General features: G+C 63.3%; 14 protein-coding genes and 1 pseudogene. 8 read left to right on the top strand and 7 right to left on the bottom strand.

Going from position 1 to position 14,629, the window contains the following annotated elements:
- The first annotated feature begins 82 nt into the window (after nucleotides 1-82).
- The 3 genes from HWV67_RS24985 to HWV67_RS24975 are packed head-to-tail and all read left to right on the top strand — an operon-like array spanning nucleotide 83 to nucleotide 1,157.
- A complete protein-coding gene (locus HWV67_RS24985) occupies nucleotides 83-265 on the top strand; it encodes a CPXCG motif-containing cysteine-rich protein (protein WP_095158624.1) in 183 nt (60 codons plus the stop codon).
- Nucleotides 265-525: a putative signal transducing protein gene (locus HWV67_RS24980; protein WP_095158623.1), complete on the top strand. Its 261-nt coding sequence runs from the start codon at nucleotides 265-267 to the stop codon at nucleotides 523-525. Before HWV67_RS24985 ends, HWV67_RS24980 begins: the two co-directional genes overlap by 1 nt.
- Nucleotides 526-536: 11 nt before the next feature.
- Nucleotides 537-1,157: an SOS response-associated peptidase gene (locus tag HWV67_RS24975; RefSeq protein WP_175653202.1), complete on the top strand. Its 621-nt coding sequence runs from the start codon at nucleotides 537-539 to the stop codon at nucleotides 1,155-1,157.
- Between the two features lie 132 nt (nucleotides 1,158-1,289).
- On the opposite strand, the gene HWV67_RS32275 is transcribed toward HWV67_RS24975, so the two are convergent.
- Complete coding sequence (locus HWV67_RS32275) at nucleotides 1,290-2,033, bottom strand: methyl-accepting chemotaxis protein (protein WP_371864333.1); 744 nt, start codon at nucleotides 2,031-2,033, stop codon at nucleotides 1,290-1,292.
- Between the two features lie 114 nt (nucleotides 2,034-2,147).
- A pseudogene (locus HWV67_RS32270) lies at nucleotides 2,148-2,348 on the bottom strand (HAMP domain-containing protein); the annotation flags it as partial.
- A gap of 1,241 nt (nucleotides 2,349-3,589) precedes the next feature.
- On the opposite strand from HWV67_RS32270, the gene HWV67_RS24965 reads away from it, so the two are divergent.
- Nucleotides 3,590-4,408: a M48 family metallopeptidase gene (locus HWV67_RS24965; protein ID WP_095158620.1), complete on the top strand. Its 819-nt coding sequence runs from the start codon at nucleotides 3,590-3,592 to the stop codon at nucleotides 4,406-4,408.
- Between the two features lie 62 nt (nucleotides 4,409-4,470).
- Here the strand turns inward: HWV67_RS24965 and HWV67_RS24960 are convergent, their stop codons facing one another.
- From HWV67_RS24960 to HWV67_RS24940, 5 genes are all read right to left on the bottom strand, one after another.
- A complete protein-coding gene (locus HWV67_RS24960) occupies nucleotides 4,471-5,058 on the bottom strand; it encodes a TMEM165/GDT1 family protein (protein WP_175653200.1) in 588 nt (195 codons plus the stop codon).
- Between the two features lie 248 nt (nucleotides 5,059-5,306).
- Nucleotides 5,307-6,305 (bottom strand): class I SAM-dependent methyltransferase, encoded by a 999-nt coding sequence (locus tag HWV67_RS24955; protein WP_175653199.1) that lies wholly within the window; start codon nucleotides 6,303-6,305, stop codon nucleotides 5,307-5,309.
- 51 nt (nucleotides 6,306-6,356) lie between these two features.
- Entirely contained in the window at nucleotides 6,357-7,313 is a 957-nt protein-coding gene (locus HWV67_RS24950) for a 2-hydroxyacid dehydrogenase (protein ID WP_175653198.1), read from the bottom strand.
- 25 nt (nucleotides 7,314-7,338) lie between these two features.
- Nucleotides 7,339-7,698, bottom strand: coding sequence for a MerR family transcriptional regulator (locus tag HWV67_RS24945; RefSeq protein ID WP_175653197.1), 360 nt, complete (start codon nucleotides 7,696-7,698; stop codon nucleotides 7,339-7,341).
- 11 nt (nucleotides 7,699-7,709) lie between these two features.
- The gene (locus tag HWV67_RS24940; RefSeq protein ID WP_175653196.1) at nucleotides 7,710-8,285 is read right to left on the bottom strand and encodes an NAD(P)H-dependent oxidoreductase; all 576 of its coding nucleotides are present in this window, start codon (nucleotides 8,283-8,285) and stop codon (nucleotides 7,710-7,712) included.
- Nucleotides 8,286-8,443: 158 nt separating this feature from the next.
- On the opposite strand from HWV67_RS24940, the gene HWV67_RS24935 reads away from it, so the two are divergent.
- The 4 genes from HWV67_RS24935 to HWV67_RS24920 all read left to right on the top strand — a co-directional run bounded on the left by HWV67_RS24935 (nucleotide 8,444) and on the right by HWV67_RS24920 (nucleotide 14,517).
- Entirely contained in the window at nucleotides 8,444-9,073 is a 630-nt protein-coding gene (locus HWV67_RS24935) for a LysE family transporter (protein WP_110971885.1), read from the top strand.
- A 139-nt stretch (nucleotides 9,074-9,212) separates the two neighbouring features.
- Complete coding sequence (locus tag HWV67_RS24930; protein ID WP_175653195.1) at nucleotides 9,213-10,895, top strand: fatty acid--CoA ligase; 1,683 nt, start codon at nucleotides 9,213-9,215, stop codon at nucleotides 10,893-10,895.
- A gap of 325 nt (nucleotides 10,896-11,220) precedes the next feature.
- Nucleotides 11,221-13,122, top strand: a complete 1,902-nt coding sequence (locus tag HWV67_RS24925; RefSeq protein WP_175653194.1) for a DUF1302 domain-containing protein — start codon at nucleotides 11,221-11,223, stop codon at nucleotides 13,120-13,122.
- 30 nt (nucleotides 13,123-13,152) lie between these two features.
- Complete coding sequence (locus HWV67_RS24920; protein WP_175653372.1) at nucleotides 13,153-14,517, top strand: DUF1329 domain-containing protein; 1,365 nt, start codon at nucleotides 13,153-13,155, stop codon at nucleotides 14,515-14,517.
- The last annotated feature ends 112 nt before the right edge of the window (nucleotides 14,518-14,629 follow it).

The following is a 14,629-nucleotide window of genomic DNA, read 5'->3' as shown; positions in this document are numbered from 1 at the left end:
AGGGTAAGGCTGCGCCCAGAAATACCGGCTTGAGGGGGGCGCAAGACCGGCAATTATACGCACAATCACTGCGGAGGCCGCGATGCTGGAAACTGCGATCTACGATTGCCCTTATTGCGGCGAAGCCGTGGAAACCACCGTCGATCTTTCCGGCGGTGACCAGCACTACATCGAGGACTGCGCGGTGTGTTGCCGTCCGATCGTGTTCATTTTGCAGGTCCATGGTGACGAATGGATGCTGGACGTTAAGCGCGAGGACGACTGATGCAGCGAATCTACGAGCCGGAAAACCTGCTGGAAGCCGAAGTGCTGATCGGCATGCTCGGCAGCGAAGGCATCGAGGCGTACCTGGCCGGGCGCGACCTGATGGGCGGCATTGGCGAGCTGCCGGTGCACGGCCTGCTTGGCCTGGCGGTGCCCGACGAGCAGGCCGAGTACGCACGGCAACTGATCGCCGCGTACAATGCGGCCCAGCCACTTCCTGGCGACGAGCCGGATCACCTTCCGGGAATTCTGATTTGCTAGGTTTCGCCTGAATGTGTGGACGTTATGCGCTGTTTCGCTGGTCGCCGGCCTTTGCCGCGTTGCCCGGCTTTCCTGAGGGCCAGCAGGCCCAATGGAACATTTCTCCCGGCGCCCAGGTACTGATCCAGCGCCTGGACGACGGCCAGATGACCCTGGCCCGCGCCCGCTGGGGCCTGACTCCGCCCTGGCTGACCGACCTCACCCGCACCCCCGCCCATGCCCGCGCCGAAACCCTCGCCGAACAACCGATGTTCCGTGAAGCCTTCGCCAAGCGCCGCTGCCTGCTGCCGGCCAACGGTTTCTACGAATGGCGCGGCGCGGTGCGCAAGCGCCCGTACTGGCTGACGCCGGGGGAGGGTTCATCGTTGTTCTTTGCGGCGATCTGGGAAGCGTATCCGGTGCAGGAGCAGGTCTGGCTGAGCACCGCGGTGGTGACCCAGGCGGCAATGAACCAGCGTCGTCCGTTGATCCTCGATGCCGCCGGGCAGGCCGCGTGGCTCAACCCGGACACCCCGGTCGGTGAACTCCAGGGCCTGCTGGCCAGTCAGCCCGCCGCCTTGCGCGAGCGGGTGCTGGCCAACTTCGTCAACGATCCGAAACTCAATGCCCCGGAATGCTTGACCCCCGGCTGAGCAGCCACAAGTTTCAAGCCATAAGCTGCAAGAAGAAGCACCGCGTCCTAATGCCAGTCAGTTAAAGCAGCCCCAACATAGGCGTCAAAACGCTAACTGACTGACACCCTGCTTTAACTTGTAGCTTGCAGCTCAAACTCTAAATTGGTTGATGAGCCGACGCTGCTGCTCGGCCAGCTTGGTCAGCTCGGCGCTGGCGGTGCTGGACTCGTCGGCGCCACCGGCCACCTCGTTGGCCACCTGGCCGATGTTGATCACGTTGCGGTTGATGTCCTCGGCCACCGCGCTCTGCTCCTCGGCGGCACTGGCGATCTGGGTGTTCATGTCGTTGATCACCGACACCGCGCGAGTGATGCTTTCCAGCGCCTCGGCCGCCCGCGCCGCCTGTTGCACGCTGACATCGGTCTTGCCCTGGCTGTCTTCCATGACCCGCACCACGTCGCGGGTGCCCTGCTGCAGTTGCTGGATCATCTGCTGGATTTCTTCGGTGGCCTGCTGGGTCTTCTGCGCCAGGTTGCGCACCTCGTCGGCGACCACGGCGAAGCCGCGGCCCTGCTCACCCGCCCGTGCAGCCTCGATGGCGGCGTTGAGCGCCAGCAGGTTGGTCTGCTCGGCAATGGCGCGGATCGCCACCAGGATGGCGTTGATGTTCTCGCTGTCGCGGGCCAGGGCCTGTACCACGCCGACCGCGCGGCCGATCTCTTCGGCCAGGGCGGTGATCGATTGCGAGGTGTCGCGGACGATCGACAGGCCCTGGTTGGCGGCCTGGTCGGCATTGCTCGCGGCCTGGGCGGCGTGGGTGGCGTTGCGCGCCACGTCCTGGGCGGTGGCGGTCATCTCGTGCACCGCGGTGGCGACCAGGTCGATCTCCGCCATCTGCTTGTGCACGCCCTGGTTGGTGCGAATGGCGATATCGGCGGTGTGCTCCGACGAGTCGCTGACCTTCTGCACCGAGCTGACCACCTGGCTGATCATCGATTGCAGCTTGCCGAGGAAGGTATTGAAGCCCCTGGCGATCGAGCCCAGCTCGTCGGCGCGGTCGCTGTGCAGGCGGCGGGTGAGGTCGCCTTCGCCCTGGGCGATGTCGTCGAGCATGGCCACCATCTGCCGCAGCGGACGGGCGATACCGTGGGCCAGCAGCCAGATCACCAGCAGGCCGAGGGCGGCGATGGTCAGGCCGACCAGGGTCATGCCGGTAATGTCGGTGCGGCGTTGTTCGCTCAGCTCGTTCTGCAGTTTTTCCGAGTCGGCCATGACCGCGCTGGTCGGCAGTTGCAGCAGCAGGGTCCAGCGGGTGTCGGTGTCGGCGATCTTGAACGGCAGGAACAGGCGGATCTGGCCGTTTTCGTGGTCGACTTCATAGCGCAGCGTATCGCTGCTGAGTTTGGACAGGCCGGCGGCGTCGACGGCGTCGAGCACGTCGCTGGCTTTCTCGCCAAACTTGTTCTCGTCCTTGGTGTAGGCAACCAGGCGGCCGTTGTTGGAGATCAGCGCCAGTTCGCCGGCACCGTTGTAGAGCTGGCTGTCGGCGGCTTTGAGCAGGTCCTGGATGAAGTTCACCGACAGGTCGGCGCCGACAATGCCCTGGAACTTGCCGTCTACCAGGATCGGTTCGATAAAGGAGGCGAGCATGACCATCTTGTCGCCCACTTTATAAGGCGCGGGGTCGATCACGCAGGCGCGCTTGCTCTCCTGCGAGCACAGGTAGTACTCGCTGGCGCGCACGCCGGTGGACAGCAGGGTGTTATTGCTCAGGTCGACCAGCGCTTCAACGGCCAGGGTGCCGTCGGTATTGCGGTACCACCAAGGCTGAAAGCGACCGTTGGTGGGATCGATGCCCTTGATCGAGGTGCCGACGAAGCTGGCGTCGGCGTGGTCCAGTGCGTTCGGCTCCCAGGCGATGTAACCGCCCAGCACCAGCGGGTTATCCACAACCGTCTGCTTCAGCAGGGTGATCAGCTCTTCGCGCTGGACCTGCAGGCGCGGGGTGCCGGCTTCGTTTTTCTGGCCGATCTGGGCGTTGGTGGTGGCCAGGCCACGAGCGATCAGGAGGGGGGCTTCAAGGCGACGCAGAATCTGGCTGACCTGGGTCTGGGCCAGGGCGGTCAGGCGCTGCTCTATCAACGCATCGAACTGCTGCTGCGTGCGGTTCTGCACCAGTTCCTGGGTTTTTGCACCGGAATACACCGCATACAGCACCAGGGCTGCGACGATACTCAACACGATGGCGCCCGCCAGGGCCGCAACGGAAAACTGGATCGACTTGAACTTCATAGAGGCTCCGAGCGCAGGGAAAAGTCGCCTTGCCCCGGTGTTATCGGCGTGCCGCCGCTAAATCATGAGACTGGCGGACAGAAATCTTTGCTAACGGTTGTGGCGCGATGAATCGTGCCGGCCTAGGATACGGCCCACGTTAGAAGGGAGTTTTATTGATGCGTAGATCGGTTGTTATTGGCGCCTTGAGCGCCTCGATGCTGCTGGCGGGTTGCCAGGCGGTGAACACCACCAACGGCGGAGCGGTGGGTGTTGAACGCAAGCAATATATGTTCAGCATGCTGTCGACCGACGAGGTCAACCAGATGTACGCCCAGTCTTATCAGCAGACCCTGGGCGAAGCGTCCACCAAGGGCCAACTGGACAAGACCAGCGCTGCGGCCAAACGTGTGCAGGCCATCGCTGACCGGCTGATTGCCCAGGCGCCGCAGTTCCGCCCGGATGCTGCGCAGTGGAAGTGGGAAGTGAACCTGATCAAGAGCGACGAGCTCAACGCCAACTGCGGCCCTGGCGGCAAGATCATTTTCTACACCGGCCTGATCGACAAACTGAAACTGACCGACGATGAAATCGCCGCGGTGATGGGCCATGAAATCGCCCACGCCCTGCGCGAGCACGGTCGTGAAGCGATGTCCAAGGCCTATGGCATCCAGATTGCCCGCCAGGGTGCCGGCGCCTTGCTGGGTCTGGGCGAAGACAGCCTGGCCCTGGCCGACACCGTTGTGCAGTACAGCCTGACCTTGCCCAACAGCCGTGGCAACGAGAACGAAGCCGACCTGATCGGCCTCGAACTGTCGGCGCGTGCCGGTTACAACCCGAATGCAGCGATCACCTTGTGGAACAAGATGGCCCAGGCTTCGGGTGGCAACTCGCCGCCGGAGTTCATGAGCACTCACCCGGCTTCGGACAGCCGTATCGCTTCGTTGCAAGCGGCGATTCCGAAAGTGATGCCGTTGTATGAGCAGGCGAAGAAGTAAGAGGTTGTAAGCCTGATCGCCGGTTTGCCGGCGATCAGGCCATCAGCACTACCCGATCAGGCTCAGCCTACCCAGCCACTCACCTTCATCGCCGAATACACCGCGACCAACGCCAGCACCACGAAGGCGCTCGCTGCCAGGCGGCGGATCAGGGTCAGAGGCAGTTTATCGGCGGCAAAGTTGCCCGCCAGTACCACCGGCACGTTGGCAATCAGCATGCCCAGGGTGGTGCCTATGATCACCAGGATCAGGTGCGGATATTGCGCCGCCAGCATCACCGTGGCGACCTGGGTCTTGTCACCGATTTCTGCGATGAAGAACGCGATCAGCGTGGTCAGGAACGGCCCGAAGCGCCGCGCGGCGCCGGCTTCGTCATCGTCCATCTTGTCCGGAACCAGCGTCCACAGGGCGGTAGCGAGGAAGCTTGCGGCCAGAATCCAGTGCAGGGTCGCCTCGCTGAAGAAGCTGCCGAACCAGGCCCCGACGGCACCCGCTGCGGCGTGGTTGGCCAGGGTTGCGGCGACGATGCCGGCGATGATTGGCCAGGGCTTGCGAAAGCGAGCGGCGAGAATGAGGGCCAGCAATTGCGTCTTGTCGCCGATTTCAGCGAGCGCAACGATTGCGGTGGGGACGAGCAACGATTCCAACATCAGGATTCCTACGGGGGCGGGTCGACACGGCTATGACACGTACAGCCTTCCCGCCCCGGGTAAGGTGTGCGTGTCATAGGTCTTGTCAAACCCTGGATCCGTCTGTGCGGACCGTGGGTCGTGCGCGCCATGGTCTGTGGACCAAGTATGTTGACGTCGCACCAGGCGAGCAGGGCGCTCGCGGGAGACTACTCCCCTAGGACGGAGCGGATTCTGCCTTCGCAAAACCGTTTCGGCAAGCGAAGTTTTTACGACCGCAACGCCCGGTAGATTTTGAATCCCTGGCCTTGAGCACGCACTTCGCAGTTGCCCAGCGCGCCCTCGATCAGCGGCTGATAGCGCAGGAAGCTGTTGGCGACAAGCCGCATTTCGCCGCCTTTTTGCAGATGTTCGGCGGATTTTTTCAGCAGGTTTTCCGAGGCCTGGTAATTGGTGTGGACCCCGGTGTGGAACGGCGGATTACTCAGAATGACGTCCAGTCCGCGAGGTGCGGCGTCGATCCCGTCGCCGCTGATCACCTCGCCTTCCAGACCGTTGGCCGTCAGGGTCAGGCGGCTGCTGGCGACGGCGAAAGCGTCGACATCGAGCAGGGTGACCCGGCTCTGTGGATAACGTCGTTTGATCGTCGCGCCCAGCACCCCGGCGCCGCAGCCGAAGTCCAGCACATGCCCCGAGGGTAGACCGTCCAGATGCTCCAGCAACAGCGCGGTGCCGCGGTCCAGCCGGCCATGGCTGAACACGCCGGGCAGGCTGACGATCTGCAACGGGCCATCGGCCAGCGGCAGTTCGAAGCGTTCCGCGAGGCTTTCCAGCGGCTGCGCGACGGGCGGGTGTTCCACGGTCACCTGCCATAACTGGCAGTGGCGGGCGCTGTCGAGCTTGCGCGGGTTGCCGAAGGCGTGAAGTTGCTTGGCCGCCGCCTCGATGCCGCCGCGTTTTTCCCCGACCAGAAACAGCTCGCGGCCGCCCAGGCGCGAGGCGAGGGCGTTGAGCAGGGAGTTGGCCAGGTCGCGGGACTTGGGCAGGAACAGCACGGCGCCGTCGAACGGCACCTCCGGCACTTCGACGCCGTAGTGGCTGCGTCCGCTGTAACGGGCGTCCAGCGTTGCCTGGTCGCCGGCATGCCAGGACCAGCCCAGCGCCTGGCTGAAGGTGCCCAGCAGGCTGTCGGCCGGTAACCCGGCGAGCAACAGCGGGCCTGTGAACAGATCGGCCTGACGAAGCAACACTTCACTGCGCGGGTCCATGGACGGCGGCTCCTGAAAAAAGTGGCGAAGTCTACCAGAACCCGCCTTGGCTTAGCTGACCACCCGCCGTGGGCTGCCACTCAGGAACGCGCGAGCGTTTTCGCTCAACTGCTCGACGATCCGCTGCCGCGCTTCCACTGCGCCCCAGGCGCTGTGCGGGGTGACGATCAGGCGCGGGATGTCGGGCGCCAGCAGCGGGTTGCCGTTGACCGGCGGCTCGACCGAAAGCACGTCGGTCGCCGCGCCGCCCAGATGGCCCGCGCGCAGGGTGTCGGCCAGCGCCTGTTCGTCGATCAGCCCGCCGCGTGCGGTGTTGACGATAAAGGCGCCGGGCTTGAGCAGCGCCAGTTGCGCCGCGCCGATCATGTGACGGGTGCTGTCGTTGAGCGGGCAGTGCAGGGTCAGGGCGTCGACCTGCGGCAGCAACTCGTCCAGACTCAGGCGATCTTCACGTGGCGGGCGGCCCGGCAGTTGGCCGAGCAGGACGCGCATGCCGAAGGCCTCGGCCAGTCGCCCGACCGCGCTGCCTAGCTCGCCATGGCCGAGCAGGCCGAGGGTTTTGCCTTCCAGCTCGACGATAGGGAAATCCAGCAGGCAGAACTGCTTGGCCTGGCCCCATTTGCCGGCGGCGACCGCGTGTTGGTAGTCCGGCAGGCGGGTGGCCAGTGCCAGCAGCAGCGTCAGGGTGTGCTGGGCAACTGACGGCGTGCCGTAGCCCTGGCAGTTGCTGACCACGATGCCCTGGGCGCGGGCGGCCTGCAGGTCGACGTTATTGGTGCCGGTGGCGGCCACCAGGATCAGTTTCAGGTCCGGGCTGGCCTTGAGGGTGGCGGCGTCGAGCATGACCTTGTTGCTGATCACCACGCTGGCGCCGCGCAGGCGTTCGGCGACCTGCTCGGGGGCGGTGGCGGGGTGAACGTCGAAACGCTCGAAGCAGGCGCGCAGACCGCTCAGGTCAAGATCACCGAGGTCCAGCGAGCTGTGGTCGAGAAAGACGGCGTGGGTCATGAAAGGCTCCTGGATCGATGACGGATTAAAGAAGGGGGAAGCAGCTGTCCGCAAGCTGCTGCAGACCGGCGTCGAACGCCTGCAACTCATCGAATTGCCGTTGCAGGTCGTAGATCCGCTGGCGCAGTTGCGTGCTCTTGCCGGCGATGGCCTGGCGAGCACGCTCGAGGGAAATCTGTCCGTCGGCCATTAGAGCCTGCATCTCGCGGAGGGTAAAGCCGAGCCGCTGCGCGCATTTGATCAGCCCCAGCAGCTCGACGTCGTGCGGGTCATAAATGCGGTACTTGCCCTGGCGTTTCGCCGGGGGCAGCAGGCCGATGCTTTCGTAGTGGCGGATGCACTTGATGGTGGTGCCGGAGAGGCGGGCGGCTTCGCCGATGTACATCGAACATCCTTTCAATGCAGGGCCAGGGCGCGGGCCTGCTGTAGCCAGGACTGGCGGCGCCGCGGCGTGGAGTGGAGAACCGGGCCGAACGTTAGCGTCTTTTCCGGGCGGATACCACAGAAGGCCAGGGTGGTGCGGCGCATCTGGTGCAGGGCGGGCGCGCCGTAGATCCAGCGGAAGTACCAGGGCGGGGTGTCGAGGGTCACCAGCAGGTGAGCGGTGCGGCCGGCCAGGAGTTTTTCCGGGAAGGGCGAGCCGCTCTTGTAGCGAAAAGCGAAGCCCGGCAGCAGTATCCGGTCGAGAAAGCCCTTGAGCAACGCCGGCACGCCGCCCCACCAGACCGGGTAGACCAGCACCAGGCGTTGAGCCCAGGTGATGTGCTGTTGGGCTTCGAGCAGGTCGGGCTCCAGCGGCTGCTCCTGGCGATAGCCTTGGCGCAGGATCGGGTCGAAAGCGAGGTCACCAAGGCTGAGCAGGCGCACATCGTGGCCTGCCTTGCGGGCAGCGTCGGCGTAGTGCTGGCTGAGGGTGGCGCAGAAACTGTCGGAGGCGGGGTGGCCGAGGATGATCAGGATGCGTTGGGTCATGTGTGGCGGGGCCCTTGGGAAAAGGGCGCAGGGGAGGGGGTGACCCTTGGGGGAGGGTCAAGCCTGCAAGACCCCGAAGACCACACCCAACTGTACCTGTTGTAACAAGTTATGAATCGTTAAGGTACGCCCCTCATTTTTACCAGGAGCCGCTTTTCATGTATTGGGCAGAATTTCTCACGGTCGCGCTGATTCACTTGCTGGCCGTCGCCAGCCCCGGCCCGGATTTCGCCGTGGTCGTGCGCGAAAGCGTGACCCACGGGCGCCGCGCCGGGACCTGGACCGCCTTCGGCGTGGGCACAGCGATTTTCCTGCATGTGGGCTACTCGCTGCTGGGCATCGGCCTGATCGTGTCGCAGTCGATCATGCTGTTCAACGCGCTGAAATGGGCCGCTGCCGCCTACCTCGTGTACATCGGCTTCAAGGCCCTGCGCGCCAAGCCGGCCGGCGCGGGCGGCGAGGCGATCCAGGTTTCCACCGTCGAACGCACACCGCGCGCGGCCTTCGTCGCCGGTTTCATGACCAATGGCCTGAACCCCAAGGCGACGCTGTTTTTCCTGTCGTTGTTCACCGTGGTCATCAACCCGCATACGCCGCTGCTGGTCCAGGCCGGTTACGGCGTGTACCTGGCGCTGGCCACCGGCCTGTGGTTCTGCCTGGTGGCGATGCTGTTCAGCCAGGCTCGCGTGCGCGCCGGCTTTGCCCGCATGGGGCACTGGTTCGACCGCACCATGGGCGCCGTGCTGATCGCCCTCGGGATCAAGATCGCGTTCAGCGAAATACGCTGAACAGAGGCGGCCGGACGGTATGACCGTTCGGTCGAATGGCGGTCAAATCATTCCTTTGGCTGATTTGACCGCCGCTGGCCCGTTCTAGAGTAAGGACAGCTTTGTCCATGCCCCGTGCAACTCCAGAAAAGGGCCTCCCATGTTGCAGACCCGTATCATCGCCCCCGCCGAGGGTGCGTATCAGTTTCCGCTGTTGATCAAGCGCCTGCTCATGTCTGGCAGCCGCTACGAGAAAACCCGCGAGATCGTCTACCGCGACCAGTTGCGCTACAGCTATCTGACCCTCAACGAGCGCATTGCGCGCCTGGCCAACGTGCTCACCGAAGCCGGGGTCAAGGCCGGCGATACCGTGGCAGTGATGGACTGGGACAGCCATCGCTACCTGGAGTGCATGTTTGCCATTCCGATGATCGGCGCGGTGGTGCACACCATCAACGTGCGCCTGTCGCCGGAGCAGATCCTCTACACCATGAACCACGCCGACGACCGCTTCGTGCTGGTCAACAGCGAGTTCGTCGGGCTCTACCAGGCGATTGCCGGGCAATTGACCACGGTGGAAAAAACCATCCTGCTCACCGATGGCCCCGAGAAAACCGCCGAGCTGCCTGGTCTGGTCGGCGAATACGAGCAACTGCTGGCCGCCGCCAGCCCGCACTACGACTTCCCGGACTTCGACGAAAACTCCGTCGCCACCACCTTCTACACCACCGGCACCACCGGTAACCCCAAGGGCGTCTACTTCACCCACCGCCAACTGGTGTTGCACACCATGGGGGTGGCCACTGTTACCGGTAGCATCGACAGCATCCGCCTGCTCGGCACCGACGACGTCTACATGCCCATCACGCCGATGTTCCACGTTCACGCCTGGGGCATTCCCTACGTCGCAACCATGCTCGGCCTCAAGCAGGTGTACCCGGGGCGTTACGATCCGGAACTGTTGGTCAAGTTGTGGCGTGACGAGAAAGTCAGCTTCTCCCACTGCGTACCGACCATCCTGCAGATGCTGCTCAACGCCAAGGGCGCGCAGAACGAGGACTTCGGTGGCTGGAAGATCATCATCGGCGGCAGTGCGCTGAACCGCGCGCTCTACGAGGCGGCCAAGGCCCGCGGCATCCAGTTGACCGCCGCTTACGGCATGTCCGAGACCTGCCCGCTGGTGGCATGCGCGCACCTCAACGAAGAGCTGCTGGCCGGCAGCGAGGACGAGTGCGTCACCTACCGGATCAAGGCCGGCGTGCCGGTGCCGCTGGTGGAAGCGGCGATCGTCGATGGCGACGGCAAATTCCTTCCGGCCGATGGTGAAGCCCAGGGCGAACTGGTCCTGCGCGCGCCGTGGCTGACCATGGGTTACTACCGCGAAGAGGCCAAGAGCGAGGAACTGTGGGCCGGCGGCTGGCTGCACACCGGCGATGTGGCGACCCTCGACAGCATGGGCGTGATCGACATCCGCGACCGCATCAAGGACGTGATCAAGACCGGCGGCGAGTGGGTATCGTCACTCGATCTGGAAGACCTCATCAGCCGCCATCCGGCCGTCCGCGAGGTGGCCGTGGTGGGCATCGCCGATCCGCAGTGGGGCGAGCGGCCGTTCGCGTTGCTGGTGGTGCGGGAAGGTTCGAGCATCGATGCGCGGGTATTGAAGGAACACTTGAAGCCGTTCGTCGAGCTGGGGCACATCAACAAGTGGGCAATCCCCAGCCAGATCGCCCTTGTTACCGAAATTCCCAAGACCAGTGTCGGCAAGCTCGACAAGAAGCGTATCCGCATCGACATCGTCGAGTGGCAGGCCAGCAACAGCGCTTTTCTTTCCACCCTGTAAGCCGCACCGGCCCGCGTCTTGACTGACGCGGGCCGCATTCCAGAGGCCCCGCTGCCTTGTGAAATGGAAAATATCAGCCATTCTTGCCCAGCCAGCCTGTAGACCACCCGCTCCGGTCCTGCCATGAGCGAGGGTGATGTGCAAATCACACTTTAGAGGGATCAAGCACTACTACCTGCTGGCTATAGTCGGGTCAGGGGATTTTGAGGAATGGGGAATGCGCATGCAGCGCACCGACATACGCCCTGCCAGTCTGGCGACCGATCGGCCTCCGTTTCATTGAAGGACTCACTGCCATAAAAATAAAGTACATGGAGTAGCGTCGATGACATCAGTAAATCTGTTCTGGCGCCGGGCGAAACTGCCCCTGGCCGTCAGCCTCGCTTCTACGCTTGCAAGTCCAGCATTCGCCGTCAGTTTCAATATCGGTGAGATCGAGGGGAGTTTCGACTCGTCGCTGTCGGTCGGTGCGAGCTGGTCCACCGAGAAAGCCAACAAGAACCTGATCGGTGCCAACAACGGTGGTCGCGGCCTTTCGCAGACCTCCGACGACGGCCACCTGAACTTCAAGCGCGGTGAAACCTTCTCGAAGATCTTCAAGGGCATCCATGACCTGGAGCTCAAGTACGGCGACACCGGCGTCTTCGTCCGGGGCAAGTACTGGTATGACTTCGAACTGAAGGACGAACACCGCGAGTTCAAGGACATCAGCGACTCGAACCGCAAGGAAGGCGCACAGTCCTCCGGCGGGCAGATTCTCGACGCCTTCGTGTACCACAACTACGCCATTGCCGATCTGCCGGGCACCGTTCGTCTCGGCAAGCAGGTGGTGAACTGGGGTGAAAGTACCTTCATCGGCAGCGGTATCAACTCCGTCAACCCGATCGACGTGTCTGCGTTTCGTCGTCCGGGTGCCGAGATCAAGGAAGGCCTGATCCCGGTCAACATGTTCTACATTTCCCAGAGTCTGACCGACAACTTGTCGGCTCAGGCCTTCTACCAGCTCGAGTGGGACCAGACCGTGGTGGATAACTGCGGGACGTTCTTCTCGCAGCCTGACGTTATCGCTGATGGTTGTGACCGCAACCTCGCCGTATTGGCGAAACAATCCAGCATCGCTTCTCCGGCCGTGCGTAACGCGCTGTCCCAGTTGGGTGTGAACTACGGCTCACCTGACGAGGGCGTGATCGTGCGCCGTGACGGCGACCGCGATGCCCGTGACAGTGGCCAGTTCGGTGTAGCCTTGAAATACATGTTCGAGCCGCTGAACACCGAGTTCGGTGGTTACTTCATGAACTACCACAGCCGTGCGCCGATCTTCAGCGGCAAGGGCGGTCCAGCCAGCGCTTACAGTGCCCCAAACCTGGTTGCGCGATTGATGGCCAACGGCCTGACCCAGGCCCAGGCTGTGGGAGCGGCATCGACGTTGCTGCCGCTGGTGGTCGCGGGTAACTCCAGTTACTACGTTGAATACCCTGAAGACATTCGCCTGTATGGCCTGAGCTTCTCCACCACGTTGCCTACCGGTACCGCGTGGAGTGGTGAGGTCAGCTACCGTCCGAATGCGCCGGTGCAGCTCAACACTACCGATATTCTCTATTCCGGCCTCACTCCGCTGGATCCGACCGCGTCGGTACTCAAGGGCAGCCCGGGCACAGACCAGCCAGGGTATCGCCGCAAGGAAATCACCCAACTGCAAACCACCTTCACCCACTTCTTCGATCAGGTCATGGGCGCCAGTCGCCTGACACTGGTAGGTGAAGTTGGCTGGACCCACGTCGGTGGTCTGGAAAGCAATTCCAAGGCGCGTTATGGCCGTGACCCCGTGTACGGCCCTGGCCCGCTGCCGAATGGTCGCTGCGCATCGCTGAACGCCAGCACCCTGGCCGCCGCGGACAAGAACAACCTGACCCGCTACTGCGAGAACGACGGCTTCACTACCGCCAACTCCTGGGGCTACCGTGCCCGCGCCATCTGGGACTACCCGGACGTGTTCGCCGGCGTGAACCTAAAGCCGAGCGTGGCCTGGTCCCACGACGTGGAAGGCTACTCGCCTGGTCCTGGCGGCAACTTCGAGGAAGGTCGCAAGGCCGTCAGCCTCGGTCTGGATGCCGAATACCAGAACACCTACACCACCAGCCTGTCGTACACCAACTTCTTCGACGGCAAGTACACCACCGTGGATGACCGCGACTTCATCGCCCTCAGCTTCGGCGTGAACTTCTAAGCGCATTGATTCAGGAAGAAGAACATGACAATGAAAACCACCAAGACTCTGCTGCAAGCCGGCGTGCTGGGGTTGTCCCTGCTGGCGACCAGCGTAATGGCTGCCGTTTCCGCCGATGAAGCGGCCAAGCTGGGCTCGACGCTGACCCCGATGGGCGCAGAAAAGGCCGGTAACGCCGACGGCTCCATCACGGCCTGGCAGCCGCTGTCGAAGACTGCCGGTAGCGTCGACGCCAAGGGTTTCCTCTCCGACCCGTACGGCAGTGAACAACCCAAGTTCACCATCACCGCGCAGAACGCCGACCAGTACAAGGACAAGCTCTCGCCTGGCCAGCTCGCGATGTTCAAGCGCTACCCCGATACCTACAAGCTCCCGGTGTACCCGACCCACCGCGGCTCCAGTGTGCCGAATGAGGTGTTCGCCGCTATCAAGCAGAACGCCACGGCCACCACCCTGGTCGAGGGCGGCAACGGCCTGAACAACTTCCAGGTCGCCGTTCCGTTCCCGATTCCGAAAAGCGGCGTCGAGGTGATCTGGAACCACATCACCCGCTACCGCGGCGGCAGCGTGACCCGCCTGGTGACCCAGGCCACGCCGCAGGCAAACGGCAGCTACAGCCTGGTGTACTTCAAGGACCAGTTCGTCTTCCGCGACAAGATGAAGGACTACAACCCGCAAGATCCAGGCAACGTGCTGTTCTACTTCAAGCAGGCAGTGACCGCTCCGGCACGTCTGGCCGGTACGGTGTTGCTGGTCCACGAGACCCTCGACCAGGTCAAGGAACCGCGCAAGGCGTGGGTCTACAACGCCGGTCAGCGCCGCGTACGCCTGGCGCCGCAGGTGTCCTACGACGGTCCGGGTACCGCCGCCGACGGTCTGCGGACTTCCGACAACCTGGACATGTTCAACGGTGCGCCAGACCGCTACGACTGGAAGCTGGAAGGCAAGAAGGAGATGTTCATCGCCTCCAACAGCTACAAGCTGGACTCGCCAACCCTGAAGTATTCCGACATCCTCAAGGCGGGCCATATCAACCAGGACCTGACCCGCTACGAGCTGCGCCGTGTATGGCATGTGGTTGCGACCCTGAAACCAGGCCAGCGCCACATCTACGCCAAACGTGACTTCTACATCGACGAAGACACCTGGCAAGCGGCGGTGATCGACCAGTACGACGGTCGTGACCAACTGTGGCGCGTATCCGAGGCTCATTCCCAGGACTACTACAACGTGGAAGTGCCGTGGTACACCCTGGAAGCCATCTACGACCTGCAATCGGGCCGTTATCTGGCGCTGGGCATGAAGAACGAAGAGAAGAAGGCCTACGACTTCGGCTTCAGTGCCAGCAAGGCTGAATTCCAGCCAGCGGCCCTGAGTCAAGAGGGCGTGCGTTAACGCTTCAAACCCTCCGTGTGATCCCCAGAACGCCCCGGCTTGCCGGGGCGTTTTGATTTCCGTCGCAGCCATCGACTATTTCCGCTGGCCCCGCCGTTTTTACCGCTAACCC

It is taken from the genome of Pseudomonas sp. Marseille-P9899 (assembly GCF_903166565.1).
Taxonomy (GTDB): Bacteria; Pseudomonadota; Gammaproteobacteria; order Pseudomonadales; family Pseudomonadaceae; genus Aquipseudomonas; species Aquipseudomonas huaxiensis.
This window is presented reverse-complemented; position numbering and strand designations above follow the sequence as displayed.

Excerpts from the sequence above, each read along its gene's own strand:
- HWV67_RS24950 (WP_175653198.1), bottom strand. The coding sequence starts at position 7,313 with ATGACCCACGCCGTCTTTCTCGACCACAGCTCGCTGGACCTCGGTGAT.
- HWV67_RS24955 (WP_175653199.1), bottom strand. The coding sequence starts at position 6,305 with ATGGACCCGCGCAGTGAAGTGTTGCTTCGTCAGGCCGATCTGTTCACA.
- HWV67_RS32275 (WP_371864333.1), bottom strand. The coding sequence starts at position 2,033 with ATGGCGGAGATCGACCTGGTCGCCACCGCGGTGCACGAGATGACCGCC.
- HWV67_RS24940 (WP_175653196.1), bottom strand. The coding sequence starts at position 8,285 with ATGACCCAACGCATCCTGATCATCCTCGGCCACCCCGCCTCCGACAGT.
- HWV67_RS24945 (WP_175653197.1), bottom strand. The coding sequence starts at position 7,698 with ATGTACATCGGCGAAGCCGCCCGCCTCTCCGGCACCACCATCAAGTGC.
- HWV67_RS24925 (WP_175653194.1), top strand. The coding sequence starts at position 11,221 with ATGACATCAGTAAATCTGTTCTGGCGCCGGGCGAAACTGCCCCTGGCC.
- HWV67_RS24985 (WP_095158624.1), top strand. The coding sequence starts at position 83 with ATGCTGGAAACTGCGATCTACGATTGCCCTTATTGCGGCGAAGCCGTG.
- HWV67_RS24920 (WP_175653372.1), top strand. The coding sequence starts at position 13,153 with ATGAAAACCACCAAGACTCTGCTGCAAGCCGGCGTGCTGGGGTTGTCC.
- HWV67_RS24965 (WP_095158620.1), top strand. The coding sequence starts at position 3,590 with ATGCGTAGATCGGTTGTTATTGGCGCCTTGAGCGCCTCGATGCTGCTG.
- HWV67_RS24975 (WP_175653202.1), top strand. The coding sequence starts at position 537 with ATGTGTGGACGTTATGCGCTGTTTCGCTGGTCGCCGGCCTTTGCCGCG.
- HWV67_RS24960 (WP_175653200.1), bottom strand. The coding sequence starts at position 5,058 with ATGTTGGAATCGTTGCTCGTCCCCACCGCAATCGTTGCGCTCGCTGAA.
- HWV67_RS24980 (WP_095158623.1), top strand. The coding sequence starts at position 265 with ATGCAGCGAATCTACGAGCCGGAAAACCTGCTGGAAGCCGAAGTGCTG.
- HWV67_RS24935 (WP_110971885.1), top strand. The coding sequence starts at position 8,444 with ATGTATTGGGCAGAATTTCTCACGGTCGCGCTGATTCACTTGCTGGCC.
- HWV67_RS24930 (WP_175653195.1), top strand. The coding sequence starts at position 9,213 with ATGTTGCAGACCCGTATCATCGCCCCCGCCGAGGGTGCGTATCAGTTT.